The sequence below is a fragment of the Amycolatopsis sp. NPDC005232 genome, from assembly GCF_040607795.1.
In the GTDB taxonomy this organism is placed as follows: domain Bacteria; phylum Actinomycetota; class Actinomycetes; order Mycobacteriales; family Pseudonocardiaceae; genus Amycolatopsis.
Genome location: NZ_JBEXHL010000021.1, coordinates 1 through 23,400, shown reverse-complemented (window position 1 = coordinate 23,400; position 23,400 = coordinate 1). Strand labels below are relative to the sequence as shown.

Sequence of the window (23,400 nt, the reverse complement as noted above, 5' to 3'; positions counted from 1 at the left end):
CTCCGGTGGATATCGGTGCACAGCCGCGCCTCGTCAGTGATCGCTACGCCACGGCCCTGGCACCGCGACGTGTCGGCAACGGCCGGCTCAGCTGGTCGGACCCCACCTGCTGACGCGGATTCGCTGCACGTCGACTCCGACCTCGAGAAGCAGGTTGGTGGCTCCGTCGCAAAAGCCCGCCGAGCCGCACACATAGACCACGCGGTCGGACTCGACGAGAGGGCGAACGTCCTCGACTGTGAGGCGCCCCACGGGACGGGAGCTGCCCGCGGGCGCTTCGCGGGTGTAGACGACCGTGGTCTCCGGACCGGAGATCTCGTCCGGGTAGTACAGATCGGCGGGCGATCGGACGGACACGGCAAGCCGCATCAGGTCGGGGCGGTTCGCGCGTCGCGCAAGCCGCAACATGGACATGAGCGGGACCACACCCGAGCCCCCGGCGAGGCCCAGGATCGGCGTGGCACCGTCCCACGAGAAGAACCTGCCGACCGGACCGCGGACCTCCAGGACGTCCCCGACTTCGACGACGTTGTGCAGAAACCCCGATACCTCACCGTCGGGCAGCATCTCGACCGTGATCTCGATGTCGTCCCCACCCGGGGAGCTCGCCACGGAGTAATCGCGCTGGGCGTGGTAGCCGTCCGGCGCGGTCAGCCGGACGACGTAGAACTGGCCGGGCCGGTGTGTCCGCGGTTCGGTGAGCCGCAACCGGAAGGTCTTCGCGTGGGAAGCCTCCGGACCGATGGCGGCCACGACGGCGGTCTGCCAGGACGAAGGGGAGGCCATCAGTCCCCCTGGTAACGCTGCTCGAGCCACGGGTCACCGTGGTCGTGGTAGCCGTTTCGTTCCCAGAAGCCCTGCTCGTCCTCGGCCATGAACTTCAGTCCCGACACCCATTTGGCGCTCTTCCAGAAGTACAGGTGCGGCACGAGGAGCCGCGCCGGGCCACCGTGGATGTCGTCCAGTGGCGCGCCGTTGACGTCCCACACCACCCAGGCTCGGCCGTCTACGACGTCCTCGATCGGCAGATTGGTGGTGTACCCGGTGTGCGAGCGCGCCATCACGTACGCCGCGTCGTCGCGCACCCCGGTGATCTCGAGCAGGGTGTCCACGGAGACGCCGTCGAAGGCCATCCCGAACTTGGACCACGTCGTGACGCAGTGGATGGCGCCCTCGTACCGGTCCGATTCGAGGGCGTGAATCTCGTCCCAGGTCCAGCTTGTCGGATTGTCCACGAGCCCGTCGATCGTGAACGTCCACTTCGCGGTGTCGATCGACGGAGTCGCCTCCGCGTGCAGCACCGGCCACTCGTCACCCGTGTCGTACTGGCCGGGTGGCAGCCGCGGGTCCCGGCCGGACCGCTGACGCCCGACGAAGCCTCTCGTCGCTACCATTTCTGTCCACCTTTCTCGTGCGTTCGGCGCCGGACAGCTCCGGCGCTCATTCCGGGACGATGTGGATGGCCGCTTCTTCGGCCGAAGCCGCGGCGCCGTCCACACCCACGTCCGAAGCGAAGAGGTACGGGTACGCCTCGTCGGCGTCCGGGTCTTCGACCAGCCGGCCCGCGCGCGCCTCCCCGACCTGGTCGTCGTACAGCTCCCCGTCCGTGTCGGACGCGTCCCCGAGCCCGTCACCCCGGTCGTCGACGGGGAAGACGTCCGGCACTTCACGGCGCAGCCGGTTGCCGAGCTCCTCGTGGCCGGCGGCCTCCCGGGCCGTGAGCCCCCAGTCGAAGACCGCGGAGGGCCGTTCCGGCGGCGTGTAACCCTCGTCCAGCACGTCCAACACACCACGGTCCACGAGGCTGTCCTCGGGATCCAGCAGTCCGTCGTCGAGGTCGACACCACCGTCGTACTCGTCCGTGTCGTCGCTCATGGAGTTCTCCTCTCCGCTCGGCCGCGCCGGTCACGCGCGACCCTTACTTGAGATGGACTTTATAGTCCATAAAGTCGCAATGGTGCACCGGCCCGGTGGGCAACCCGACCGCGCGCGACCACGATGGTCAGGTGATGAAGTCGTTGTCCACCAGGTAGGCGCGGATGTTGCGCCGGGCGTCGAACATCGCCTTGTAGATGGCGTTGCGGTTGGTTTCCAGTTTTGCGGCGAGGGCGTCCATCGGGATGTTGTCGATGGCCACGGCGACGAAGACGCGGCGTTGGCGTTCGGTCAGTGCGTTCTCGATCGCATGGGCAAGGGCGGCCCGGAGTTCGATGGCCTGTACCTGGTGGGGCGGTTCGTCGCCGACGGCGGCGCGAGCGTGGTGGGCCTCGTCGTGGTCGAGAGAAACCCGGTGGTCGCGCCAGAAGTGCCGGCCGACCTTCGTCGAGACCTCGAGGATCACGAACTTGAATGCCCACGTCTTGAACTGCGCGTCGCCGCGGAACTCGCCGATCTTGCGGGTGATCCGCATGAGGGCGTCGGCCGCGGCCTGGTGGGCCAGGTCTTCGAGCTCGGGGCCGGTGAGCCTCAGGATCGGCGACCTGCGCGCGGTCTCCCGCCGGGCGATCTTGATGAGCATCGCGTGCAGCCGGCGACAGGCGTCTTCGAAATCCGGACTGCCCGGACTCAGCTCCCGGACCCAGACCGCGGACGCGGGGTCGAAGCTCCGTCCGTCGACCAGGACCCTCTCGTCCACCTCCGACGTGGTCACGCGAACCGGGGTTTCAGTCCGGTGTCAGCGGTGGATGCCACCCGGAAACGGGACACGACCGGCGTCATGCCGCCCCACCCCCTCTCCCCTGGACATCGTCAGCATCTGAAATCCCTCTGCCATGCCGTCACTCCTGTTTGCCCGGCAGCACCGGAACCGGCTCGCACACAACGCGGGGAGAGCCGGCACACCGAGACCTGACCTCGGTGTTCGAACGGCTTGCGCGACACCGTCGGGCCAGGCGGCGCCTTGAGCTTTCGGGCAGCCCGTGTTCTGTGGCGCGGCAAGGGCCGCGCCACCTGCGAGCTGTCGGAACCGTCGCTACCTTCATAGCAAAACAGGACCATTAAGTCCATAAGGACTCGGGTCAGGTGTCGAACGTCCATAAAGAACTGCGCGTTGGGCCTCACGCCGTCCGGAGCGACGACGGGCTGTCGGTGTCCCAGTGATGCGGAACGTCGCGGGCCCGCCGCCGGGCCTCGCGCTTCGTGAGGATGCCGCCGGCGGCGAGCGCACGGACCACCGACGAACGGCCGGCGTTGAGCCGCAACCGGTACCCGGATCCCGAGGTGCGAGCCGTGTCGAGGTTCCCCCGAAGGAGTTGTGTCGCCGCCGTGCCGAGACCGGTGCAGCCGGTCAGGTCGACGGTCACGGTTCCGCGGCACAACGCGGTCGCGACGTCGAGTTCGGCACCCAGCTCCTCGACGGCCGCCCGCTCGATCAGGCCGCCAGTCACGAAGAGGGTTATCGAGCCGTCGGCGACCACGGTCCTCAGGAGCTCCTTCGGGTGGTGAACGGCAATCGCGCTCCCCGTCGTCAGTGAAGGCTCCTCCAGGACCGTTCCGTCCGGAACGCTGTGCTGGCTTGCGAACACGAGGCCCCTCCCCTGTGGGTGATCCCCTGTTGGCGGCGGGCCGTCATCGCGCCCTTACCGCCGTCCGGGGACCACGTCCGGTCGAATGCGCCCCGGACGAGACCGCCCGCCCGAGCCGGCGAGCCGCCCGTGAAACCGGTTCGGCACCTCGCGCGTAGGGGCAGCCACTCTTTTGGGCCCACCCACGGGGGTAAGACGGGGCCGATCGCTGCCTCGAACACTGCATGAGCTCACTGACCACGCCGACCATGGGCACGGGCGTGCTCGCGAAGCGTCTCGGGCAGGCCGCCGACAACGCAGATCAGCGATACAAGCTCGCCAAGGGTCTGCGGCACCAGATGAACAAGGTGTTCCCGACCCATTGGTCCTACCTGATCGGCGAGGTCTCGCTGTACAGCTTCCTCGTCGTGATCGCGACGGGCGTGTACCTGACGTTGTTCTTCGATCCCTCGATGCAGGAAGTGACCTACCACGGGAGCTTCACGAATCTGCAGGGCGTGGAGATGTCGCAGGCCTTCAAGACGACCCTGGACCTCTCGTTCGACGTGCGCGGCGGCCTGTTCGTGCGCCAGCTGCACCACTGGGGCGCGCTGATCTTCATCGCCGCGACACTCCTGCACATGCTGCGGATCTTCTTCACCGGCGCGTTCCGCAAGCCGCGTGAGGCCAACTGGGTCATCGGCGTGCTCCTGCTGGTGATCAGCATGTTCGAGGGGTTCTTCGGCTACTCGCTGCCGGACGACCTGCTTTCGGGCACGGGCGTGCGCGCGACCCTGTCGGGCATCGTGCTGTCGGTGCCCGTCATCGGCACCTGGATCCACTGGGCGCTGTTCGGCGGCGAGTTCCCGGGCGACCAGATCATCCCGCGCCTGTACACACTGCACATCCTCCTGCTGCCCGGAATCCTGTTCGCCCTGATCGGCGTGCACCTGGTGCTGGTGTGGTTCCAGAAGCACACCCAGTTCCCCGGCGTGCGAGCGAAGGAGGACAACGTCGTCGGCATCCGGATCGTGCCGGAGTTCGCGCTCCACGGCGGGTCGCTCGCCGTGGCCGTGACCGGTGTGCTCGCGCTGATGGCTGGCCTGTTCCAGATCAACCCGGTGTGGAACTTCGGCCCGTACAACCCGTCGATGGTGTCGGCCGGCTCACAGCCGGACTGGTACATGGCCTGGGCCGACGGCATGCTGCGCATCTGGCCGGCCTGGGAGCTCTACCTCGGCAACTACACGATCCCGGCGGTGTTCTTCTCCGGCGCGATGGGCATGGGGCTGCTGATCACCCTGCTCACCGTCTACCCCTGGATCGAGTCGAAGCTGACGAAGGACAAGGTGCAGCACCACAACCTGCTGCAGCGGCCGCGCGACGCACCGGTGCGTACTTCGCTGGGCATGATGGCGCTCGGGTTCTTCGCGGTCATCGAGCTGTCGGGCTTCAACGACATCATCTCCGACCAGTTCCACATCTCCCTGAACGCCAGCACGTGGGCCGGCCGCATCGGCGTGCTGATCGTGCCGCCGATCGCCTACTACGTGACTTACCGCATCTGCCTGGGCTTGCAGCGGGCCGACCGCGAGGTGCTGGAACACGGTGTGGAGACCGGCATCATCAAGCGCCTGCCGACCGGCGGGTTCATCGAGATCCACCAGCCGCTGGCCGGCGTGGACAGCCACGGCCACCCCGTCCCGCTCGACTACCAGGGGGCGCCGGTGCCGAAGAAGATGAACAAGCTCGGCGCCGCGGGCCGGGCCGTCCCGGGCTCGCTCTGGACGCCGGACCCGCCGGAAGAGACCGCGGCCCTCGATCGAGCCGTGGAGCAGGGGAACACGCTATGACTTCAGCCAACGGCCGGCTTCGGGCCCTCACCGAGGCCGGCGTGTCGATCTGGCTCGACGAGCTCTCCCGCGACCTCCTGGAGACCGGCGAATTCGACCGCCTGGTGCGAAGTCGCTCAGTCGTCGGCGTGACCACGAACCCGACGATCTTCGCCAACGCCCTCGCTCGGAGCACCCGCTACGCCCCACAGCTCGAGCGGCTGGCCGCGAACGGCATCGACGTGGCGGAGTCCGTCCGCGCGCTCACGATCTGGGACGTTCAGGAGGCGGCGGACGTGCTCCGTCCGGTCTGGGAGAAGACCGACGGCGTCGACGGCCGCGTGTCGCTCGAGGTGAGTCCCGAGCTCGCCGGAGACGTCGACGCGACCGTCGCGGAGGCGATCCAGCTGTGGGAGCTCGTGGACCGGCCCAACCTCATGGTGAAGATCCCCGCCACCCGAGCAGGCGTCCGAGCTGTCTCCGGTGCGCTGGCCGCCGGCGTCAACGTGAACGTGACGCTGGTGTTCTCACCGCGGCGGTGTGCCGAGGTCGGCGAGGCGTACGTCGACGGGCTCGAGCGAGCTCGCGACAACGGCCACGACCTCGCGGCGATCCACTCGGTCTCTTCGCTGTTCGTGTCCAGAGTGGACACCGAAGTGGACCGCCGGCTCGACGTGCTGGGTGTCCCCGAGATGCGCGGCCGGGCCGGCCTGGCCAACGCGCGGCTCGCTCATCAAGCCCTGGCGGCCGTGTGGGACTCCCCGCGGTGGCGAAGCCTCGCGGCCGACGGAGCCCGTCCCCAGCGGTTGCTGTGGGCGTCCACGGGTGTCAAGGATCCGTCCTTTCCCGACACCCGGTACGTGACCGGTCTCGTCACGAGCGCGACGGTGTCCACCATGCCGCCCGCGACGCTCGCGGCGTTCGCCGATCACGGCGAGGTATCCGGGGACCAAGTCGTGGGGCTCGCCGAGGAGGCGGCAGCCGACCTCGCCGCCACCACCGCCGCGGGGATCGATCTAGACGACGTGTACGACACGCTGGAGCGTGAGGGCGTCGCCAAGTTCGCGGCCAGCTGGCGGGCGCTCCACGCGTCGGCAGCGGCGCTCCTCGGCTGAGAGAACCCGGTCCTCGCTCACCCCCACGCTGGTCCCGAAGGGAAACTCATGCCTCGAACACTGGAGTCGCTCACCCCGGCCGATGGCGAGCAGGTGGCCAAGAAGAACCTGGTGGCCGCGCTCACCGCCGGGCGGATCGTGTACGACGACGGCTCCGAACAGGTCTTCGACCACGACGGGGCGACCACGTACACCGATCGCGGCCACCCGACCCGCGGGGAGTGGTACATCGACACCGACGGCCGGTTCGCCTCGTTCTGGCCGCCCACCTATCGGGCCTCGTACGACCTTCGATGGGTTGTCGAGGCCGGCTCGATCGTCGGCCTCAGCTTCACCCACTGCGGAGACGGTTCACAGTTCACGGGGCGCTACGCCTGACCGCCCGCCCGCACGTACCGACGTCGTCCACACGGGATCGCCACGGGTGTGTCCACGGCGGCGCAGGGAGTTCACTTCGTTCTTCGACCACGAAAGGTGTGCATCATGGCGAAAGCCGTCATCGGGGGAACCGTCATCGCCGAGGCCGATCGGAACACCCTGATCTCCCTCGAAGGGAACCTCTACTTCCCGCCGGCAGCGATCCGGCAGGGCAGCCTCCAGCAGAGCTCGACCCAGTACACGTGCCCCTGGAAGGGCGCGGCCCGCTACTACGACGTCGTCACCGACGGATCGCAGACCCACGACGCCGCTTGGTGCTACCCCCACCCTCACCAGTCCGCGATCGCGCGCGTGGGCACGGACTTCTCCGGCTACGTGGCGTTCGACCCACGAGAGGCGGACATCGTTGACTGACCCGACTCTCGCCAGAGGCCTGCTTCGAAACACCGGGCCGCGCACGAACACCGGCACCGATTGGGAGGCCATCGCGGCCTGCACGTCGGAGGATCCTGAGCTGTTCTTCCCGCTCCCCCACGCCAGGCCGCAGATCCGGCACGCCAAGGCCGTCTGCGCGGCCTGTCCGGTCCGGTTGAACTGCCTGCACCTCGCCCTCGGCCACGGGCTCGACCACGGCATCTTCGGCGGGTTCACCGCGGAGGAACGCCGCGGTCTCGTCCGGCACACTTCTTCCGCGGGCACGGCGAACAAGTACCTGGCGGCCCGAGCCACGTCCTCGTGCGTCGCCGGCCGCCCGAGGCGACCGCCCCGTCGTCGCTGATCTCGCATCGAGGACACTCGGGCCGGCGCCGCACAGCGCTGAACCGGGTGCCCGACGGTTCCCGCTCAGCTGGCGGGGATGTTGTGGTTCAGCCGGAACAGGTTCGTCGGATCGCCGGCCTTCTTGATCTCGGCCAGGCGCGCATAGCGGTCCGCGCCGAACACCCGCTGCACCTCGGCCGGCCCGGTGGCTTCCTCCGCCGACAGGAAGTTGGTCATCCTGCGCTCGGCGGACCAGGGGGCCAGCGCGGCCATCACCGCGTCGAGGCTGCCGCGCATCAGCTCGGCCTGCTCGGGCCCACCCACCCCGAAGCCGAACGCGACGAACGGCACACCCCTCGTGGACACGGAGTTGGCGACGGCCGGCTCCCGGTCGAACGCACCCGCCAGGTGGCGGATCTCGACGTTGGCCAGCGGTGAACCGGACTCCGGGCCGAGGACCGCGACGAACGCGTCCGCGGCTTCCGCCGGGAACTCCCGCAGTGACGTCGTCCTGTCCCAGTACGGCATCGGGGCTTCGGGGTCGTTGTGGATGCGCCGGGAGTCGGTGTAGGGCAGCTCCGCCACCGCGTCGACCACGACAGGGGCGACGGCGCGCATCGGGGCGAGCAGGCGCTCGGCCTCCTGCTCGGAACCGAGGTGGGCGTACCGGAGGTGGACCACGTTCGCCCCGCGCAGCGGCGCCGGCAGCTCGGGCAGCGGAGGCAGCCGTTGCACCGCGATCGAGGAGGTCGCTTCTTCCGGCAGGCCGACGACCCAGGCCCGCCAGGCGTGCAGGACCTCGGCCAGGTGCGCACCCGCGAAGTACAGGGAACCGCCGTAGAAGCGGCGGACGGGGGAAGAGCTCGAACTCCAGCGCGGTGACCACCCCGAAGTTGCCCTTGCAGCCCCGCAGAGCCCAGAACAGGTCAGGATCGCTCTCCGCGGTCACCGTGCGCAGCTGCCCGTCGGCCGTCACCACGTCGATGCTGTGCACGTGGTCGGCCGCGTAGCCCAGACTCCGGCCGAGGATCGGGCTTTGCCCTCCCCCCAGGGTGTAGCCGGTCACCCCCACGTCGGGCGCGGAGCCGCTGAGCGGGGCCAGACCGTGCGGGGCCGCCTCGTCGATGACCTCCTGCCAGATCACGCCGGCTTCGACCCGGGCCCGGCGGCCCGGCACGTCGAGGGAGATCCCCTTCATCCGGTGCGTGGTCACGAGAACGGCGCCACGAGCCGACGACACCATCTGGTGGCCCGAGTTCTTCACCGCGACCGGCAGTCCCCGGGACGCGGCGAACCGCACGGCCGCCCGGACGTCTTCCGCGTTCGCGGCACCGACGACAACCGCCGGTCGCAGAGCGGACAAGAGGTTGTAATGCCGGCATTCGTCCTCGTAACCCGGCTGCCCCGGGACCAGAACCGGACCGGTGACCAGTCCACGGAGGACGTCCACGTCGCCCTCTCCCACGGCGGGCAGCGGAGAATTCGACTGGGGCTCGGACATGGCTCCTCACTCGGAGATCAACGGATGGCTGAACACGAAAACGGTTCGGCGGTGCGCACTCGGCTACGGGACTACTCCGATATCCGGCCGATCGCCAGGATCGCGGTGCGACGGCGAAACGCGAGCGCGGCCAGCAGGACAGTGGCCGCGGCGGCAACCAAGTGGAGTGTCACGAAGGCTTCGAAGAACCGCGCCAGCACGGGTGCGCCCGACCGAAGGGCGACGTGGATGTTTCCCGGCCCACCGAGCACGAAATGCCAGAGAACACCCACCACGAACGCGCCGGCGGCCGAGCCGATCACGACCACCGCTCCGTCCCGGGCCGCGACCCGGAAGTGGCGCACGGTCCCGATCGTGGTGCCGATGATGCCGAACAGCACGAGGAGCAACGACTCCAGCAGAGGCGCACCTCGGGCGAGCAGCCCCAGCAGGACGAAGTCCACGAGCACGAGCACCGCCTGCGCGACGGCCACCGTGGCCATGGCCCGGTCGATCCTCGCGACCAGTCGAGGCAGGCGAAGCACCGCCTTGCCGTTGATTGCGTCAGTCACAGTTTCCTCCTCCACCAGCGCGAACCGCGCATCGTTTTTTGGCGGCGGCTGCACCGCGCCTCTTACCGCCCTGTATCTCTTACTGCCCTGTATCTCTTACCGCCCGCGGTGCACAGTTCGTCGCCGAGCTGCGCGGTCATCGGGGCAGCGGGTGCGGCAGTGACCGGGCGACCACTGGGTGCCGATCGCAGGGGGTCTGGTGGCGGAAAACCGCGGCGGCGATGGCGCCGGACACGAACAGAGCCGCGGCGCAGATCACGCAAACCACGCGGTAACCGGGCTGGAACGCCTCGGATTGCGCGTAGGAAGCGCCGGTGAGTCCGACGAGCGGGGGAAGCGCCGCGATCCACAGCAGGGCGGCACCGCGCGCAACGGCGTTGTTGACCGCCGACGCGACACCGACGTGGCCGCCCGGGAGCGACGACAGCGCCACGGACGTCAGAGGTGCCACCATCGTGGCGGTCCCGAGGCCGAACACGCACTCGAGCGGGATCACCCAACTCCAGTAACCCGTGTCGGGCTGGATCTGCAAGGCCATCAGCGCGGCCACGCCGCACAACACGGGACCGACGGTGAGCTGCCGGCCGGGCCCGACCCGGGCGGCGAGCCTGCCGCTGGAAGGAGACAGCGCGAGGCTGATGATCGTGATCGGCAGCATGGTGCTGCCGGCTTCGGCCGGGCTGTAGCCGGCGACGGTCTCCAGCGCGATCGTGAAGATCAGGGAGAGCACGCCGAGCGCGCCGTAGACGATGAACGTGATCACGTTGATCGACACGAACGAGCGGGACTTCCTCAGCAACGCCGGCAGCATCGGTGAGGCCGTTCGCCGCTCGTACCACACGAACCCGATCCCTGCCGCGACAGCCACGAGCGCGCTCGCCGGCGCCCACGGTCCGCTTTGGCCCGCAGGGATCGCCGTCAACGCGTAGGTTGCCGCGGCGAGCGTCACGAGCGCCAACACCGAGCCGCCCCAGTCCGTGCCGGACGACTCCTCGTCGCGGGTCTCCGGAATGTGGCGCACGGTCACCACCAGCACGATCACCGCCACGGGCACGTTGATCAGGAAGATCCACCGCCACGAACCCAGCGACAGCAGCCAGCCGCCGACGAACGGCGCGAGAACGCCGGCGATCCCGGCGAATCCGGACCAGGTGCCGATCGCCCTCGGCCGATCGGCGGGCGCGATCGTGGACTGCAGGATCGCCATGCTCGCCGGCGCCATCAGCGCTCCGCCGATGCCCTGCAGGATTCGCGCCCCGATGAGCGAGCCCACATCGGGGACGATCGCGCACAGGACCGAGGCGAACGTGAACCCGGCGACGCCGACGAGGAAGATCCGCTTGCGGCCGTACCGGTCTCCGAGCCCACCCGCCAGCAGGATGAGCGAGGCGAGGCTGAGGGTGTACCCGGTGACCGTCCACTGCAGCGACGCGAAGCTCGCGCCCAAGTCCCGGCCGATGTCCGGAAGCGCGACGGTCACCACGCTCGAGTCGATGCCCGCCAGGCTCGCGCCGAGGACGGTCGCGACCAGGATCCGTCGACCTCGGGCGGACCGAAAGGGAAAATCCACCGGGGGCGGCAGCGCGATGTCCGAACCGGCCACGGTGAGTACCCTCCACGTACTGACGACCAGACTTTCCGAGCCGGTTCACCCATCGCGTTTCCGGAAGGGCTCCCGATTACGCCCCGGCCGCCAAGCGGTCGAGATCATCGATTTCGTGGGCCGTCAGCGGAATGTCCACTGCGGACACGTTGTCGGTCAGGTGCTGGATGCTCAACGTCCCGGGAGTGGGGAGGATCGCGGGCGAGCGGTTCAAGAGCCAGGCCAGCGCGAGCTGTGCCGGCGAAACTTCGCGCCGGCGAGCCATCTCCGCCAGCGGACCATCCTCGCTGGCGAGTGTGCCGGTCGCCAGTGGGAGCCACGGAACGAACGCGATGTTCGCCGCTTCCGCGTAGTTCAGCAACGGTTCGGCCGCACGATCGATGAGGTTGTACGCGGCTTGGACGGTGGCGATCTCCGCGTACTTCCGTGCTTCTTCCAGCTCTGGCAGCGTCACCTCCGCCAGCCCGATCAGCCCGATCTTCCCTTCACTCTGCAGATCCGTGAGCAGGCCGAGCTGATCGGCGATGGGAGCGTGCGGGTTGAAGCCGTGCAGCTGGAACAACGGAACGCGGTCAAGTTTCAGGTACCACAGCCGGGTCTCGATCTGTTTGCGGAGGAACGAGGGCCGCGGCACCGGTTCCCACCGCCCGTCCGGCGAGCGGAGCAGGCCGCCTTTGATCATCAGCAGCAGGTCTTCGGGGAACGGGCTCAGCGCCCGCACGATGAGTTCTTCGTAGTCGAAGGGTCCCGACGACTCGGCGATGTCGATGAGGTTCACCCCGAGGTCGACCGCTTCTCGGAGAACCTGCCCCGCTTCGGTGGCATCCTTCGGATGACTCCAGACACCGGACGCACTGATCTGCGCGGTCCCGAGACCGAGCCGGGTGATCGCGTGTCCTCCGATCGTGAAGGTGCCGCATCGATCGGGAAGGGTTGCAGGCATGGTCTCGTCTCTTTCACTTTCTTGGGGATTCGCGCCGGAATCGGTCAGAGGTCGGTGAGGTCACTCGGCCGCGGGTCTTCCGGCGGCGCCACGACGGCCTGCACGTCCAGGTCGTAGCGACGCAACCGGAACACATCGAGCCGCGTGTCGTAGTACTTGTCGGTCTGTCCGACCCACTCCATGCCCATCCGCCGCGCGGCCGCCGCGCCACGTTGGTTCGCCGGCCGCGCCACGGCGAAGATCTCGTCCGTTCCCGCGGCGAAGGCGTAGTGCGCGATCGCGTCACCGACTTCGCCGGCGTAACCGTTCCCCCACCAGCCGCGAGCGATCTGGACGCCGATCTCGAAGTCGATGTCGTCGGGCGGCAGGGGCAGCAGCGAGACCGCGCCCACCACGCGGCCACTGGCGATGTCGGTGACCTTCCACCGACCGACCGGAGGTTCGGCTCCCAAGCCGTCCGTGACCCAACGGGCAACCAGGTCCCGCATGGCGGCGCTGTCCGGGACGCGAGCCATGGCCGGCGCCAACCACCGGGCAACCTCCGCGTCGCCGAAAATGCCCAGAGCCGCATCGACGTCGGGCATCGTCCACGGGGCAAGCTGCAGGCGCGTGGTGCGAATCAGTTCTCCGTCGATGTCGACCGAATGCGACCCCTGAACCAACTGTGCACTCCTCGGGCAGTTCGAGCTTGTGGTGATCAGCGTTCGCGCGGCGCGCGATCCGGCACGGTCGCGCGGCCGGGGAAGCGGCCGTCGACGAGGTCCCTGTATTCGGGGTGATCGGCGATGTAATCCGCGACGAAGGTGCAGTAGTTCGTGAGCTTCAGGTCCCTGGCTCGCAGATCGTCGAGAGCGTGTTTCACCAGTCCGGTCGCGATACCTTGACCACGGTGTCCGGGATCGACGATCGTGTGGCTGAACGTCACCCGCTGGTCACCACGCGGGGCGTGGTACACGATCATGCCGACGACCTCCCCGTCGACCACGGCCTCATACGATCCGCTGTCGACGTTGCGCTGTACATCCATCTCGGAACTCACTTCTTTTCTCCTGATATTTTTCTCGAGCAGCACGATCTGCACCCTCGGGCCGGGAAGACCGTTTCCCGCGTCAGCGCGGAACCGAACCCGCGGGGGTGAGCCGCGCGGCGGGTGTCACGACCCGTCACGAGGGAGCGTGGCCGGCGCCAGCGTGTGGTCGAACGGCACGGTCAGGCGCCACGTGGAATCCGCGAGCAGTGCACCGGGAACGTCGAACGTCGTGCTCCACGAACTCTCGACCGTGCCCCCGTCGGAGAAGGTCAACGTGAGCGCGTACGACTGCGTGTCGGCTCCATTGTGGTGTGTGCCGCGGCTGCGGCCGGCGAGGTGGAGCACGTCCGGCATCATGCTCAGCAGGACGTCGTTGATGCGGAGCTCGCGACGTTGTGCCGCAGGGTGTTCCGCCCCGCCGTCCGCGGTGCTCTCGCCGGGCCCGTGGGTCGTGGCGAGCATGACTTCGATGTCGCCCAGCACCTGCGCGCTGATCGAGAGCTCCAACCGCACCGCGCCGTCGGACGCGAGGTCACGGGACCGATCGGCGCCACCGGTGACGGTGGCGGAGGACAGCCTCAGCGGAAGGCCGGCAACCGACGACCCCGGCCTGAAGCCCTGCTGCTCACTCACCGTGGCTGCACCTTTCGCGTTCTCACGACGAAGTCCGCACGTTCGGCAGCATTGACCACCCGACGCAGCTCCGTTCTCCGGTGCGTTCATCATGCACCAAAGAGAACTATTTAGTCCAGTCGTGAACCCGGCGAGCTTCAGAACCGCCGGCGCCGATCACGGCGACCACTCGTCAGAACACATCCTCGACTGGCCGAGGCGGGTCGCGCAGAGGTCGGGATACGGCCTGGAACTGCGAACCTCGAAACCGGTTCCTCGCTGTTCACCCGGAAGTCATCTCACTGAGGAAGGTGATCGTGTTGTCGATCACGCGGGTCACCCAAAAAATGGAACCGGACGGTCCACTTTGCGCGAGGTGAACTTCGCCGAACAATCACGGGGCGAACCGCCGTGACCGAGGCGCCGGGTCAGGAGGGCATCCGCACGGCCGACCGGAGTGCTTGGTAGCTGACTCGGCCTAGGTAGGCGCGACCGTCGATGAACAACGTCGGCGTGCCCCGGACATCCAACTCGGCACCTGAGGTGTAATCGGCCACGACAGCGGGGCGGAACCGCTGCGCGACCTCGCCAGTGACGTCGCCGGCGCCGATGCGGGCCGCGTAGGCCCGCAGGTGGACGTCCGTCAGCTGGCTCTGATGGGTCAGCAGCAAGTCGTGCATCTCCCAGAACAACTCACCCGACGCCTCGGCGGCAAGAGCTGCCGTGAGTGCGTACGGGTGGATCGTGAAGATCGGAAAATGCCGGAACACCAGACGGATCGAGCCCTCCGAGCTGTCGATCAGCTTCCGCAGCTCGGGTGCCGCCGCCGCACAGTACGGGCACTCGAAGTCCCCGTATTCCACCACCGTCACCGAAGCCGAGGGATCGCCGTACACGTGCCGGTCCAGATCGAACTCACTGCGCGTCGTCACCCGCGATCCCTCCGTGGCAGAACGGTCCACTCCGGACAGTGGCGTGGCGACCGACGGAAGTCTCCAGGCCCCTGCCCGATCTGAGGGACGGTACACAACCGCATCGACTGCCCGTCAGGCATACTCGGCCCGTGAAGGCCGACTCGAGTCAGTTCGCCGACGGGCTCCTCCCCCACCTGCCGTCGACGACCCGGCACGTCAGCATCCCGCTGCCGTACGTGACCGCCGGCTTCCGCCGGTTCCTGCTCACCGAAGCCGGCAGCGCTGTCCTGCTCCTCGCCGCCACGGTGGCCGCACTGGCGTGGGCGAACGTGGCAGGGGTGAGCTACGACGCGTTCTGGGGCCTCCACGCCGGAGTGGAGGCCGGCAGCGCGCACTTCTCGCTGGACCTTCGTGAGTGGGTGAACGACGTCGCGATGGTCGTGTTCTTCACCGTGGTGGGACTGGAGATCAGCCGCGAAGTGTCCGTCGGTGAGCTGCGCGACGTGCGCTCGATCGTCGTCCCGGCGTTTGGTGCGCTCGGCGGCCTGGCGCTGCCGGCGCTCTTCTACTTCGCGTTCAACAGTTCCGGCGCGGCCGCGGCCGGCTGGGGCATTCCGATGTCGAGCGACACCGCGTTCCTGATCGGCGTTCTGGCGCTGTTCGGTCCCCGCTGCCCCGATCAATTGCGGCTCTTCCTGCTCACCCTCGCGATCGGCGACGACATCGGTGCGATCACGGTGATGGCGGTGTTCTACACACACCACGTTTCCGTGGTGGCGCTCGCCGTGGCCGCAGCGCTCGTCCTCGTACTGCTGGGCCTGCGGAAGCTGGGGGTGTGGCGGTTGACGCCCTACCTCGTGGTCGGCGCCGGGCTGTGGGCGGCCGTCGACGCGTCCGGAGTCCACCCGACGCTGGCCGGCGTGCTCATCGGCGTGATCGTGCCCGCCGGCGAGGTCGACAGTCACGCCCGCGAGCGACTCCGCCTCTACGGGCGCGCTGTGATCGAGCGCGCGGACACGATGCGCGTGCGGCTCGCCACCACCGCGATGAAGGCGACGCTGTCGGCAAACGAACGGCTGCAGGGAATTCTGCACCCGATCAGCGCTTTCGTGGTGATCCCGGCCTTCGGCCTGGCCAACGCCGGCGTGCAGCTCGACAGCGACGCGCTGCGGGCCGCGTCGTCCTCCACCGTGACGCTCGGTGTCGCGGTCGGCCTGATCGCCGGCAACACCCTGGGTATCTCCCTCGGAGCCGGGATCGCGCTGCGGACCGGAATCGGCACCCTGCCCGGCCGCGTCCGCTACAGCCACCTCATCGGCGGAGCCGTGCTGGCCGGCATCGGTTTCACGATCGCGTTGTTCATCACCGATCTCGCGTTCACCGACCCCGGCCTCCAGCAGCAGGCCAAGGTGGGGGTTCTCGGCGGCTCACTGTTCTCGGCGGTCCTCGGGTCCGCCGTGGTGCGGTTCCTCGGAGAACGTCTCCCCCTGTGCTCCTTCGACGAGCGGTTCTCGCTCCCGGAGCTACCCGAAGGCCCGTGGCGGGATCCGAGCCTGGCCTAGCGCGAAGGCACACCTCGGTGTCGTCGACCCCCGCCCGGCTGGACCGCATGGTCCATCTAGGATGTGGTCTCCGAGAGCCGGCGGCACGGCCTTCCCGCCACGAACCTGGAGTGCGGTTGAGCGACGACTTGTGTGCGGTCGTGGACGAGATGACGTCCGACCCGTCGAACGCGTGGGCGCGCGACCTCGGCTACCGTCCCGTGTGGGCCGGGTCGCCGGCTTCCCGGATCGCGATCATCGGCCAGGCGCCGGGCTGGCGCGCCCAGGAGAGCGGCATCCCGTGGGACGACCCCAGCGGAGTCCGGCTGCGCTCGTGGCTTGGTGTGCGCGACGAGGAGTTCTACAACCCCTCGCTGTTCGCCATCGTGCCGATGGATTTCTATTTCCCGGGCAAGGGCAAGACGGGTGACCTGCCTCCGCGCAAGGACTTCGCGCCGCGGTGGCATCCGCCGATCCTGTCCCGGATGCCGGACATCACGCTCCGAGTGCTGATCGGCGCGCACGCCCAGCGGTACTACCTCAAGGGCCGGTCCCAACCGAACCTCACCCAGACCGTGCGGTCCTACTGCGACTACCTCCCCGCCGAGTTCCCGCTGGTGCACCCCTCTCCCCTGAACTACCGGTGGCATCTGAAGAACTCCTGGTTCACCACCGACGTCCTCCCCGAGCTGGCGCGCCGGGTGTCGATCGCCCTGGGCCGCGGATGACGGTGGCGGGACGGCTGACCTGGGCTCGATCGACCGAGCCGCATCGCGTGACACCTCCGTGCACGCAGGTACGATAATCTGTCGCAGTGGCGGAACCGGAGAGCACAGTGAGGCCTGTCCGGCTGACAGCGCGCGGTGAAGCGACCCGGGCCAGGATCCTGCGTGCCGCGGTGGACTTGATGACGGTCAAGGGGGTTGTCGCCACCACGCTCGACGACGTCCGCGCGGCCAGCGGCACCAGCAAGTCGCAGCTCTACCACCACTACGCCGACAAGGACGCCCTCGTCCAGGACGTGATCGAGCACCAGGCGGAAGACCTGCTCGCCTCGCAGGGGGAACAGCTGCGGCGGCTGAACTCGATCCGCGGGCTCGAGCGGTGGCGGGACGCGATCATCCAGAGGAACGCGCTGCGCAACGGGGCCTACGGGTGCCAGCTCGGCTCGCTCGCGAGCGAGCTTTCGGACCAGAACGAGCGCGCCCGATCCGCTCTGGCCGGCCACTTCGAAACCTGGCTCGGCCTGATCGCGGACGGGCTGCGGCGGATGCGCGACACGGGCAAACTGCGCCGCGACGCCGATCCCGAACGGCTCGCCATCGGCTTGATGGGCGCGCTCGAAGGCGGGTACCTGCTCGCGCAGACGGGGCACGACGTGAAGCCGATGCGCATCGCGCTCGACATGGCCATCGCCTACATCCGCACCTTCCAGGCCTGAGCCGCCGGCGGCGGGCCACCACAGTGGACCGCCGCGCCGCACTCGGCTACTGCTCGCTCGCGTTGTCCTTGCTGTGGTCGCCCGGCATGGTCGCGTCGACCAGCTTCTGCGACGGCGCGGCCTGGTGGCGCGGCTTGCCGAAGAAGCCGATCTCACCTTCGGCGTGCATGCGTTCCACCATGTGCGGGTAGTGCAGCTCGAACGCGGGGCGCTCGGAGCGGATCCGGGGCAGCTCGGTGAAGTTGTGCCGCGGCGGCGGGCACGACGTGGCCCATTCGAGGGAGTTGCCGTAGCCCCAGGGGTCGTCGACCGTGACGATCTCGCCGTAGCGGTAGCTCTTGAACACGTTCCAGATGAACGGCAGCGTGGACGCACCGAGGATGTACGCGCCGATCGTGGAGATCGTGTTCAGCGTGGTGAACCCGTCGCTGGCCAGGTAGTCGGCGTACCGGCGGGGCATGCCCTCGGCGCCGAGCCAGTGCTGGACCAGGAACGTGCCGTGGAAGCCGATGAACGTGGTCCAGAAGTGCCACTTGCCGAGCTTTTCGTCCATCATCCGGCCGGTGATCTTCGGGAACCAGAAGTAGATGCCGGCGAAGGTGGCGAAGGCGATGGTGCCGTAGAGGACGTAGTGGAAGTGCGCGACCACGAAGTAGCTGTCGGAGACGTGGAAGTCGATCGGCGGTGCGGCCAGGAGGATGCCGGTGAGCCCGCCGAGGAGGAACGTGACGATGAAGCCCATCGAGAAGATCATCGGCGTCTCGAAGGACAGCTGGCCCTTCCACATCGTGCCGATCCAGTTGAAGAACTTCACGCCGGTCGGGACCGCGATCAGGAAGGTCATGAAGGAGAAGAACGGCAGCAGCACGGCGCCGGTGGCATAAAGGTGGTGCGCCCACACGGAGACGCTGAGCGCGGCGATGGCCAGGGTCGCGAAGATCAGTCCCTTGTAGCCGTAGAGGGGTTTGCGGCTGAAGACCGGGAAGATCTCGGACACGATCCCGAAGAACGGTAGGGCGATGATGTACACCTCGGGGTGGCCGAAGAACCAGAACAGGTGTTGCCACAGGATCACCCCGCCGTTGGCCGGGTCGAACACGTGCGCGCCCAACCGACGATCTGCCTCCAGGCCGAAGAGCGCGGCCGTGAGGATCGGGAAGGCGATGAGGATCAGGATGCTGGTGACGAGGATGTTCCAGGTGAAGATGGGCATCCGGTACATCGTCATGCCCGGCGCGCGCAGGCAGACCACGGTGGTGATCATGTTGACCGCGCCGAGAATCGTGCCCAGACCGGACACGATGAGGCCGACGATCCACATGTCGGTGCCGGGGCCTGGAGTGTGGACGGCCTCCGATAGCGGCGTATAAGCGGTCCAGCCGAACTCAGCCGCACCGCCCGGTGTCAGGAAGCCGGATACGACGATCAGGCTGCCGAAGAGGTAAAGCCAGTACGAGAACGCGTTGAGTCGCGGGAACGCGACGTCCGGGGCACCGATCTGCAGCGGCAGCACGAAGTTGGCGAACCCGAACAGTACCGGGGTCGCATACATCAGCAACATGATCGTGCCGTGCATGGTGAAAAGCTGGTTGTACTGCTCCTGCGACAGGAACTGGAGCCCGGGCCGGGCCAGCTCCGTGCGGATCAGCATGGCCATCGCACCGCCGGCCATGAAGAAGGCGAACGCCGTGACCAGGTACATCACGCCGATCTGCTTGTGGTCCGTCGTCCGCATCAGCCGAAGCAGCGCCGTGCCCTTCGGGGCGACGCGCGCGGGATACGGTCGCGTCGCGATCGACCTGGACGCGACAGTCCTCATGATTTCCTCCGACTGAATGCTGCACTGGCTGGCTTTTCGATCCTGAGCCCGAGGCCGGGCACCGTTCGACGGCACCCGCCCCGCCGGATCTCCCGGGAGAACTCACCTTTGTCGAAATCCGGGCAGTCCGTGGGCCCCGGCTCCGCTCAGGCGGACCTGCTTCGTCACCGGGTCACCACGACCTCGGCGAGACCTTACGTGGACTATATGGTCCTAATCAAGTCAGAGAGGCGATTCTCGCAGGCCCGGGTTTCTCAGCAGCTGGGCGCGGGCTCGGTCAGAGCACGTCCTTCAGATCCGACAGCAGAGCTGCCTTTGGCTTCGCGCCGACGATCTGCTTCACCGGCTTGCCACCCTGGAACAGGATCAGGGTCGGGATGGACATCACATGGTAGTCACGCGCCGTGTTCGGGTTCTCGTCGATGTCGAGCTTCGCGACGGTCAGCTTCTCGCCGTTCTCGGCCGCGATCTCCTCGAGCACCGGGGCGACCATCTTACAAGGCCCGCACCAGGTCGCCCAGAAGTCGACCAGGACCGGCTTCTCGCTGGTCAGAACGTCGTCCACGAACGACTTGTCGGTCACCTTCACGGTGTTGTTGCCCATGGTTTCTCCTTCGGGTTGTCGGAAACTGGCGAGAGTCAGTTGGTGCCGGCGCCGTAGCCGAGAGCGGTTCCGAGACGTTCCGTTGTCGGGGTCCCGTGCCGATCAGCCGATCACGTTCGACGACTGCTTGTTGTTGAACCGCGCGACGCGCCCCCTGTTTCCACAAGCCTGCGAGCACCACCTTCGCCGTCCGTGGCCGGACAGGTAGTAGTTCGCGCAGCTCGGTGCGAGGCAGGCCCGCAGGCGCTTCCGCCCTTCGCCGCCGAAAAGCCGCACGGCTTGGAGCGCCACGAGCAACTCACCGCGATGCCGCCGGGCAGGTCGCCCTGGAGCGCGATCGTCGGCACGCCCGCACCGGGCCACACGAGGGCGGACGACGCAGCCGCACGGGCCGCGGTGGTGTTGAGCGTGGCCACCGCGGCTTGGCGGTCAGGCAAGTCGGACACCACCCCGGCCGGTCGCTCGTCCGCTGTCGCGTCGGCAGCGAGCCGTCTCAGCGCATCGCGGAGCCGACGCAGGTCGAATGCCGTCTCCTTCACGCTCAACGCGCTTGCGCAAGGCAACCAGTGGTCGAGAGACCTCGGACGTTGCTCAAGACGAGGAACGATCTCACGAATCCACTCGCGTGCACCGTCCGCGGTGGCGAGCGCGTCCTCGGTACCCTTGCCGCTCCCCCACACGGTGTTCATCAAGTCGACCGGCGGCTCCTGGCCCACGACCCGTTCGCGGCGCGTCACAGCGCCCCACGCAACGCCGTGGTCGGAGTGTTCGACCGTGAGAACAGCTGTGACGTCTCCACCTTCCACCGCGACAGCAGTGGGTTTTGACGGAGACCCGCTGCACTCGCTGCGAGCAAGGCCTTGCCGGCGGAGCGCAGTCGCGTGTTCGATTCCGCCATACGACTCTCTCCTCTGCGCTGGTCTTCTTGTCGGCGTCAGCCGATCGTCGGCTCTTACCGCCGGCCGACACCGACACACCGGGCGCCGACCATTCCCCGGCCTCCCCCTGATGTCCTCATTCCCTCCGGGCGAGTGTCAGGAACCGTGCCGCCACGGCGGCGAGCACGGCGGAGGCAAGGACGATCAAACCCGCCGTGAGGAACACCGTCTGCAGGGCTGTCGATGAAACGAGGATCGCGCCGACACCGGATCCCACCGCCAGGGCTATCTGAAGGTTCGTCACATTCACCGCCGACGCGGCCTCCGGAGTTTCCGGGGCAGCGTCGAGCATCCAGACCAGCGTTCCGGGGTTCACGATTCCCCAGAACAGACCCCACAGCACGAACAACAGGCCGGCCAGCCAGGGTAAGGTGCCCGCGTTCGCCAGCGCGATGAGCAACGCGGCCACTATCGTCGCCGCCCCAGCGAAGCTGCCGATCACTCCGCGCTTGAACAGTGATCCGGCGACGAGTGAGCCGACGATGCCACCGCAGCCGTAGATGACGTACAGCAGCGAGATCACACCGCTGGACAGATGCGTGTGGTCCATCAGGAACGGGGTGATGTAGGTCCAGGCCGTGAACTGTCCGATGAACACCAATGCGCCCGCCGCCATCCCGAACCGGACGGCGCGCTGCGTCACGACCCCCACGAGATCACGCAGGTGCGTACGCCCGTCCGGCGGAATACCCGGTAGGACGAACCTCTGCGCGACCACGACCAGCAGCGTCGCCGCCGCGGCGGTGGCGAAAGTGAGACGCCAGCCCACGAGGTTGCCGAGGAACTGTCCCGCCGGCAGCCCCACCACTGTCCCACCGGAAATACCTGCCGCGATAATGGTGATGGCGCGAGTGCCGCCGGCGGGGCCCACCAGCTTGGGGCCGACCGGTGAGACCACGGTCCAGAAGGCTCCGAGGGTGGCGCCAAAGAACATACGGGCTATCAGCACCACGACGAAGTTCGGTGCCACCGCGACGATGGCGTTCGACACCAGCACCGTCAAACCCAGGACGAGGATGACCGAGCGCCGGTCAAATCGGCCGGAACCGAGGAAGAACAGCGGCGCCGACACTGCGGCACTGAAACCCGGCACGAGCACCATCAACCCCGCAAGGCCCAGTGAAACATGTAATCCGTCGGCGATCTGCGGAAGCAGCCCCACCGGCATCGTTTCCGTCATCACGACTATGAACGCGCCGAGCGCAATGGCGCCGACTGCGGCCCAGCCTCGCTTGCTCCTTGGCTCTGCAATAGTGACAGCAGCGCGAACGGCCGCAGGCTGAATCGGGACGGCCGCGGCGCACGACGATGTCGAGAGCACACGCACGTGCCTTGCGTGACGCCCCGGCGTCTCCCCTTCGGCATCCGTCATGATGTTCTCCTTACTCCTCAACAGCTCAGCGCAGCTCGACTCCCTATTGGCAATCCCACCGGCGGAGGGTCAACGCAACTCTGGAGTCGCACCTGTGCCGCGATCTTGGGCTGCGACCGCGCCGCAGCACATGAAGGAAAGAGAGCCGTGGTCCTGACTCGACGCCGGAGCGCGGGAGCCATTGTCTGGACCTACGGAGTCCGTGTGCACGACCCTCAGCCACGCTCGTCGCCCAAGATTGTGGGATCGCCGAGGGCCGCCGTGGTCCACACACGTCATGCGCGTTCGTCGTCGACGTTGCTGCACAGGCGATCAGCGTCGAGCCCAAGTGGGGTCTTACCACTTCGAAGGAGAGTTCCCGTCGCGGGCGTTGAATACCGCTGCCAAGGAACCGAGCGACTCCCCCCGTGGAAACTGCCCGGTTCATCGCGCGCTGTCGGCGCGGATCAGGCGAGGTCGAAGGTGTCGGGGTCTGGGCCGGTGCGCAGGCCGCGGTCGAGGGCCGAGAGGGCGGCCACCTCGGCGTCGGTGAGGGTGAAGCCGAAGACGTCGAAGTTCTCGGCCACGCGCGAGGGTGTGACGGACTTCGGGATGACCACGTTGCCCAGCTGCAGGTGCCAGCGCAGGACGACCTGGGCGGGCGTGCGGCCGTGCGCGGTGGCGATGTCGGCGACGGCCTGCTCGCCCAGGAGGTCGCCGCCCTTGGCCAGGGGGCTCCAGGCTTCGGTGGCGATGCCGTGGTCGGCGTGGAAGGCGCGCAGTTCCTGCTGGACGAGGTACGGCGACAGCTCGATCTGGTTCACGGCCAGCACCACGCTGCCCTCGTCGAGCACGCGGCGCAGGTGCGACGGCTGGAAGTTGGACACGCCGATGGCGCGCACGCGGCCGTCGGCGTAGAGCTTCTCCAGTGCCTTCCACGTGTCGAGGTACTTGTCGCGCGCGGG

General features: G+C 68.0%; 26 protein-coding genes and 2 pseudogenes. 8 read left to right on the top strand and 20 right to left on the bottom strand.

The features are described 5' to 3' along the window. Nucleotides 1-87: 87 nt before the first annotated feature. The 5 genes from ABZU76_RS32925 to ABZU76_RS32905 all read right to left on the bottom strand — a co-directional run bounded on the left by ABZU76_RS32925 (nucleotide 88) and on the right by ABZU76_RS32905 (nucleotide 3,386). Complete coding sequence (locus ABZU76_RS32925; protein WP_354876279.1) at nucleotides 88-786, bottom strand: FAD-binding oxidoreductase; 699 nt, start codon at nucleotides 784-786, stop codon at nucleotides 88-90. After that, the gene (locus ABZU76_RS32920; protein ID WP_354876277.1) at nucleotides 786-1,394 is read right to left on the bottom strand and encodes a sulfite oxidase-like oxidoreductase; all 609 of its coding nucleotides are present in this window, start codon (nucleotides 1,392-1,394) and stop codon (nucleotides 786-788) included. The genes ABZU76_RS32925 and ABZU76_RS32920 overlap by 1 nt, the downstream gene beginning before the upstream one ends. A gap of 46 nt (nucleotides 1,395-1,440) precedes the next feature. Further along, nucleotides 1,441-1,875 carry a DUF5709 domain-containing protein gene (locus ABZU76_RS32915; protein WP_354876275.1) on the bottom strand — a complete coding sequence of 145 codons (435 nt, stop codon included), beginning with the start codon at nucleotides 1,873-1,875 and terminating at the stop codon, nucleotides 1,441-1,443. A 127-nt stretch (nucleotides 1,876-2,002) separates the two neighbouring features. Continuing rightward, on the bottom strand, nucleotides 2,003-2,650 hold the full coding sequence (locus ABZU76_RS32910; RefSeq protein ID WP_354876273.1) for a sigma-70 family RNA polymerase sigma factor: 648 nt from the start codon (nucleotides 2,648-2,650) through the stop codon (nucleotides 2,003-2,005). A gap of 406 nt (nucleotides 2,651-3,056) precedes the next feature. Then, the gene (locus tag ABZU76_RS32905) at nucleotides 3,057-3,386 is read right to left on the bottom strand and encodes a hypothetical protein (protein WP_354876271.1); all 330 of its coding nucleotides are present in this window, start codon (nucleotides 3,384-3,386) and stop codon (nucleotides 3,057-3,059) included. A 362-nt stretch (nucleotides 3,387-3,748) separates the two neighbouring features. On the opposite strand from ABZU76_RS32905, the gene ABZU76_RS32900 reads away from it, so the two are divergent. The 5 genes from ABZU76_RS32900 to ABZU76_RS32880 all read left to right on the top strand — a co-directional run bounded on the left by ABZU76_RS32900 (nucleotide 3,749) and on the right by ABZU76_RS32880 (nucleotide 7,606). Next, nucleotides 3,749-5,356, top strand: a complete 1,608-nt coding sequence (locus ABZU76_RS32900) for a cytochrome bc complex cytochrome b subunit (RefSeq protein ID WP_354876269.1) — start codon at nucleotides 3,749-3,751, stop codon at nucleotides 5,354-5,356. Then, nucleotides 5,353-6,450, top strand: coding sequence for a transaldolase (gene tal, locus ABZU76_RS32895; protein ID WP_354876267.1), 1,098 nt, complete (start codon nucleotides 5,353-5,355; stop codon nucleotides 6,448-6,450). The genes ABZU76_RS32900 and tal overlap by 4 nt, the downstream gene beginning before the upstream one ends. Nucleotides 6,451-6,498: 48 nt before the next feature. Next, complete coding sequence (locus ABZU76_RS32890) at nucleotides 6,499-6,828, top strand: hypothetical protein (protein WP_354876265.1); 330 nt, start codon at nucleotides 6,499-6,501, stop codon at nucleotides 6,826-6,828. 105 nt (nucleotides 6,829-6,933) lie between these two features. Further along, complete coding sequence (locus tag ABZU76_RS32885) at nucleotides 6,934-7,242, top strand: DUF427 domain-containing protein (RefSeq protein WP_354876263.1); 309 nt, start codon at nucleotides 6,934-6,936, stop codon at nucleotides 7,240-7,242. A 70-nt stretch (nucleotides 7,243-7,312) separates the two neighbouring features. After that, nucleotides 7,313-7,606 (top strand): WhiB family transcriptional regulator, encoded by a 294-nt coding sequence (locus ABZU76_RS32880; protein WP_354876592.1) that lies wholly within the window; start codon nucleotides 7,313-7,315, stop codon nucleotides 7,604-7,606. 65 nt (nucleotides 7,607-7,671) lie between these two features. Here the strand turns inward: ABZU76_RS32880 and ABZU76_RS32875 are convergent, their stop codons facing one another. The 9 genes and pseudogenes from ABZU76_RS32875 to ABZU76_RS32835 form a co-directional block, all read right to left on the bottom strand. Further along, nucleotides 7,672-8,322: a BBE domain-containing protein gene (locus tag ABZU76_RS32875; RefSeq protein ID WP_354876261.1), complete on the bottom strand. Its 651-nt coding sequence runs from the start codon at nucleotides 8,320-8,322 to the stop codon at nucleotides 7,672-7,674. Between the two features lie 271 nt (nucleotides 8,323-8,593). Then, nucleotides 8,594-9,088, bottom strand: a pseudogene (locus tag ABZU76_RS32870) (FAD-dependent oxidoreductase); the annotation flags it as partial. A gap of 71 nt (nucleotides 9,089-9,159) precedes the next feature. Beyond that, a complete protein-coding gene (locus tag ABZU76_RS32865) occupies nucleotides 9,160-9,639 on the bottom strand; it encodes a hypothetical protein (protein ID WP_354876259.1) in 480 nt (159 codons plus the stop codon). A 136-nt stretch (nucleotides 9,640-9,775) separates the two neighbouring features. Continuing rightward, a complete protein-coding gene (locus ABZU76_RS32860; RefSeq protein WP_354876257.1) occupies nucleotides 9,776-11,242 on the bottom strand; it encodes an MFS transporter in 1,467 nt (488 codons plus the stop codon). 76 nt (nucleotides 11,243-11,318) lie between these two features. After that, nucleotides 11,319-12,185, bottom strand: a complete 867-nt coding sequence (locus ABZU76_RS32855) for an aldo/keto reductase (protein WP_354876255.1) — start codon at nucleotides 12,183-12,185, stop codon at nucleotides 11,319-11,321. 44 nt (nucleotides 12,186-12,229) lie between these two features. Further along, complete coding sequence (locus tag ABZU76_RS32850; RefSeq protein ID WP_354876253.1) at nucleotides 12,230-12,847, bottom strand: GNAT family N-acetyltransferase; 618 nt, start codon at nucleotides 12,845-12,847, stop codon at nucleotides 12,230-12,232. Nucleotides 12,848-12,882: 35 nt separating this feature from the next. Next, on the bottom strand, nucleotides 12,883-13,257 hold the full coding sequence (locus ABZU76_RS32845; RefSeq protein WP_354876251.1) for a GNAT family N-acetyltransferase: 375 nt from the start codon (nucleotides 13,255-13,257) through the stop codon (nucleotides 12,883-12,885). An 81-nt stretch (nucleotides 13,258-13,338) separates the two neighbouring features. Further along, on the bottom strand, nucleotides 13,339-13,848 hold the full coding sequence (locus tag ABZU76_RS32840) for a hypothetical protein (RefSeq protein ID WP_354876249.1): 510 nt from the start codon (nucleotides 13,846-13,848) through the stop codon (nucleotides 13,339-13,341). A 407-nt stretch (nucleotides 13,849-14,255) separates the two neighbouring features. After that, nucleotides 14,256-14,759 (bottom strand): thioredoxin domain-containing protein, encoded by a 504-nt coding sequence (locus tag ABZU76_RS32835; protein WP_354876247.1) that lies wholly within the window; start codon nucleotides 14,757-14,759, stop codon nucleotides 14,256-14,258. 131 nt (nucleotides 14,760-14,890) lie between these two features. Between ABZU76_RS32835 and nhaA the strand changes: the two genes are divergently transcribed. From nhaA to ABZU76_RS32820, 3 genes are all read left to right on the top strand, one after another. Continuing rightward, nucleotides 14,891-16,303: a Na+/H+ antiporter NhaA gene (nhaA, locus tag ABZU76_RS32830; RefSeq protein WP_354876245.1), complete on the top strand. Its 1,413-nt coding sequence runs from the start codon at nucleotides 14,891-14,893 to the stop codon at nucleotides 16,301-16,303. 116 nt (nucleotides 16,304-16,419) lie between these two features. Next, on the top strand, nucleotides 16,420-17,010 hold the full coding sequence (locus tag ABZU76_RS32825) for a uracil-DNA glycosylase family protein (RefSeq protein WP_354876243.1): 591 nt from the start codon (nucleotides 16,420-16,422) through the stop codon (nucleotides 17,008-17,010). Nucleotides 17,011-17,096: 86 nt separating this feature from the next. Beyond that, nucleotides 17,097-17,723, top strand: coding sequence for a TetR family transcriptional regulator (locus ABZU76_RS32820; protein WP_354876241.1), 627 nt, complete (start codon nucleotides 17,097-17,099; stop codon nucleotides 17,721-17,723). A 46-nt stretch (nucleotides 17,724-17,769) separates the two neighbouring features. On the opposite strand, the gene ctaD is transcribed toward ABZU76_RS32820, so the two are convergent. The 6 genes and pseudogenes from ctaD to ABZU76_RS32790 form a co-directional block, all read right to left on the bottom strand. Further along, entirely contained in the window at nucleotides 17,770-19,542 is a 1,773-nt protein-coding gene (gene ctaD, locus ABZU76_RS32815; RefSeq protein ID WP_354876239.1) for a cytochrome c oxidase subunit I, read from the bottom strand. Nucleotides 19,543-19,819: 277 nt separating this feature from the next. After that, the gene (gene trxA / locus ABZU76_RS32810) at nucleotides 19,820-20,146 is read right to left on the bottom strand and encodes a thioredoxin (RefSeq protein WP_354876237.1); all 327 of its coding nucleotides are present in this window, start codon (nucleotides 20,144-20,146) and stop codon (nucleotides 19,820-19,822) included. A gap of 102 nt (nucleotides 20,147-20,248) precedes the next feature. Further along, nucleotides 20,249-20,422 carry a CGNR zinc finger domain-containing protein gene (locus tag ABZU76_RS32805; protein ID WP_354876235.1) on the bottom strand — a complete coding sequence of 58 codons (174 nt, stop codon included), beginning with the start codon at nucleotides 20,420-20,422 and terminating at the stop codon, nucleotides 20,249-20,251. A gap of 74 nt (nucleotides 20,423-20,496) precedes the next feature. Further along, nucleotides 20,497-20,862: pseudogene (locus ABZU76_RS32800) on the bottom strand (ABATE domain-containing protein); the annotation flags it as partial. 298 nt (nucleotides 20,863-21,160) lie between these two features. Continuing rightward, nucleotides 21,161-22,456: an MFS transporter gene (locus ABZU76_RS32795; RefSeq protein ID WP_354876233.1), complete on the bottom strand. Its 1,296-nt coding sequence runs from the start codon at nucleotides 22,454-22,456 to the stop codon at nucleotides 21,161-21,163. 446 nt (nucleotides 22,457-22,902) lie between these two features. Beyond that, nucleotides 22,903-23,400 (bottom strand): aldo/keto reductase (locus tag ABZU76_RS32790; protein ID WP_354876231.1); only part of this gene is annotated, 498 nt, incomplete at its 5' end.

Excerpts from the sequence above, each read along its gene's own strand:
- ABZU76_RS32925 (WP_354876279.1), bottom strand. The coding sequence starts at position 786 with ATGGCCTCCCCTTCGTCCTGGCAGACCGCCGTCGTGGCCGCCATCGGT.
- ABZU76_RS32920 (WP_354876277.1), bottom strand. The coding sequence starts at position 1,394 with ATGGTAGCGACGAGAGGCTTCGTCGGGCGTCAGCGGTCCGGCCGGGAC.
- ABZU76_RS32915 (WP_354876275.1), bottom strand. The coding sequence starts at position 1,875 with ATGAGCGACGACACGGACGAGTACGACGGTGGTGTCGACCTCGACGAC.
- ABZU76_RS32900 (WP_354876269.1), top strand. The coding sequence starts at position 3,749 with ATGAGCTCACTGACCACGCCGACCATGGGCACGGGCGTGCTCGCGAAG.
- tal (WP_354876267.1), top strand. The coding sequence starts at position 5,353 with ATGACTTCAGCCAACGGCCGGCTTCGGGCCCTCACCGAGGCCGGCGTG.
- ABZU76_RS32890 (WP_354876265.1), top strand. The coding sequence starts at position 6,499 with ATGCCTCGAACACTGGAGTCGCTCACCCCGGCCGATGGCGAGCAGGTG.
- ABZU76_RS32885 (WP_354876263.1), top strand. The coding sequence starts at position 6,934 with ATGGCGAAAGCCGTCATCGGGGGAACCGTCATCGCCGAGGCCGATCGG.
- ABZU76_RS32855 (WP_354876255.1), bottom strand. The coding sequence starts at position 12,185 with ATGCCTGCAACCCTTCCCGATCGATGCGGCACCTTCACGATCGGAGGA.
- ctaD (WP_354876239.1), bottom strand. The coding sequence starts at position 19,542 with ATGAGGACTGTCGCGTCCAGGTCGATCGCGACGCGACCGTATCCCGCG.
- trxA (WP_354876237.1), bottom strand. The coding sequence starts at position 20,146 with ATGGGCAACAACACCGTGAAGGTGACCGACAAGTCGTTCGTGGACGAC.
- ABZU76_RS32795 (WP_354876233.1), bottom strand. The coding sequence starts at position 22,456 with ATGACGGATGCCGAAGGGGAGACGCCGGGGCGTCACGCAAGGCACGTG.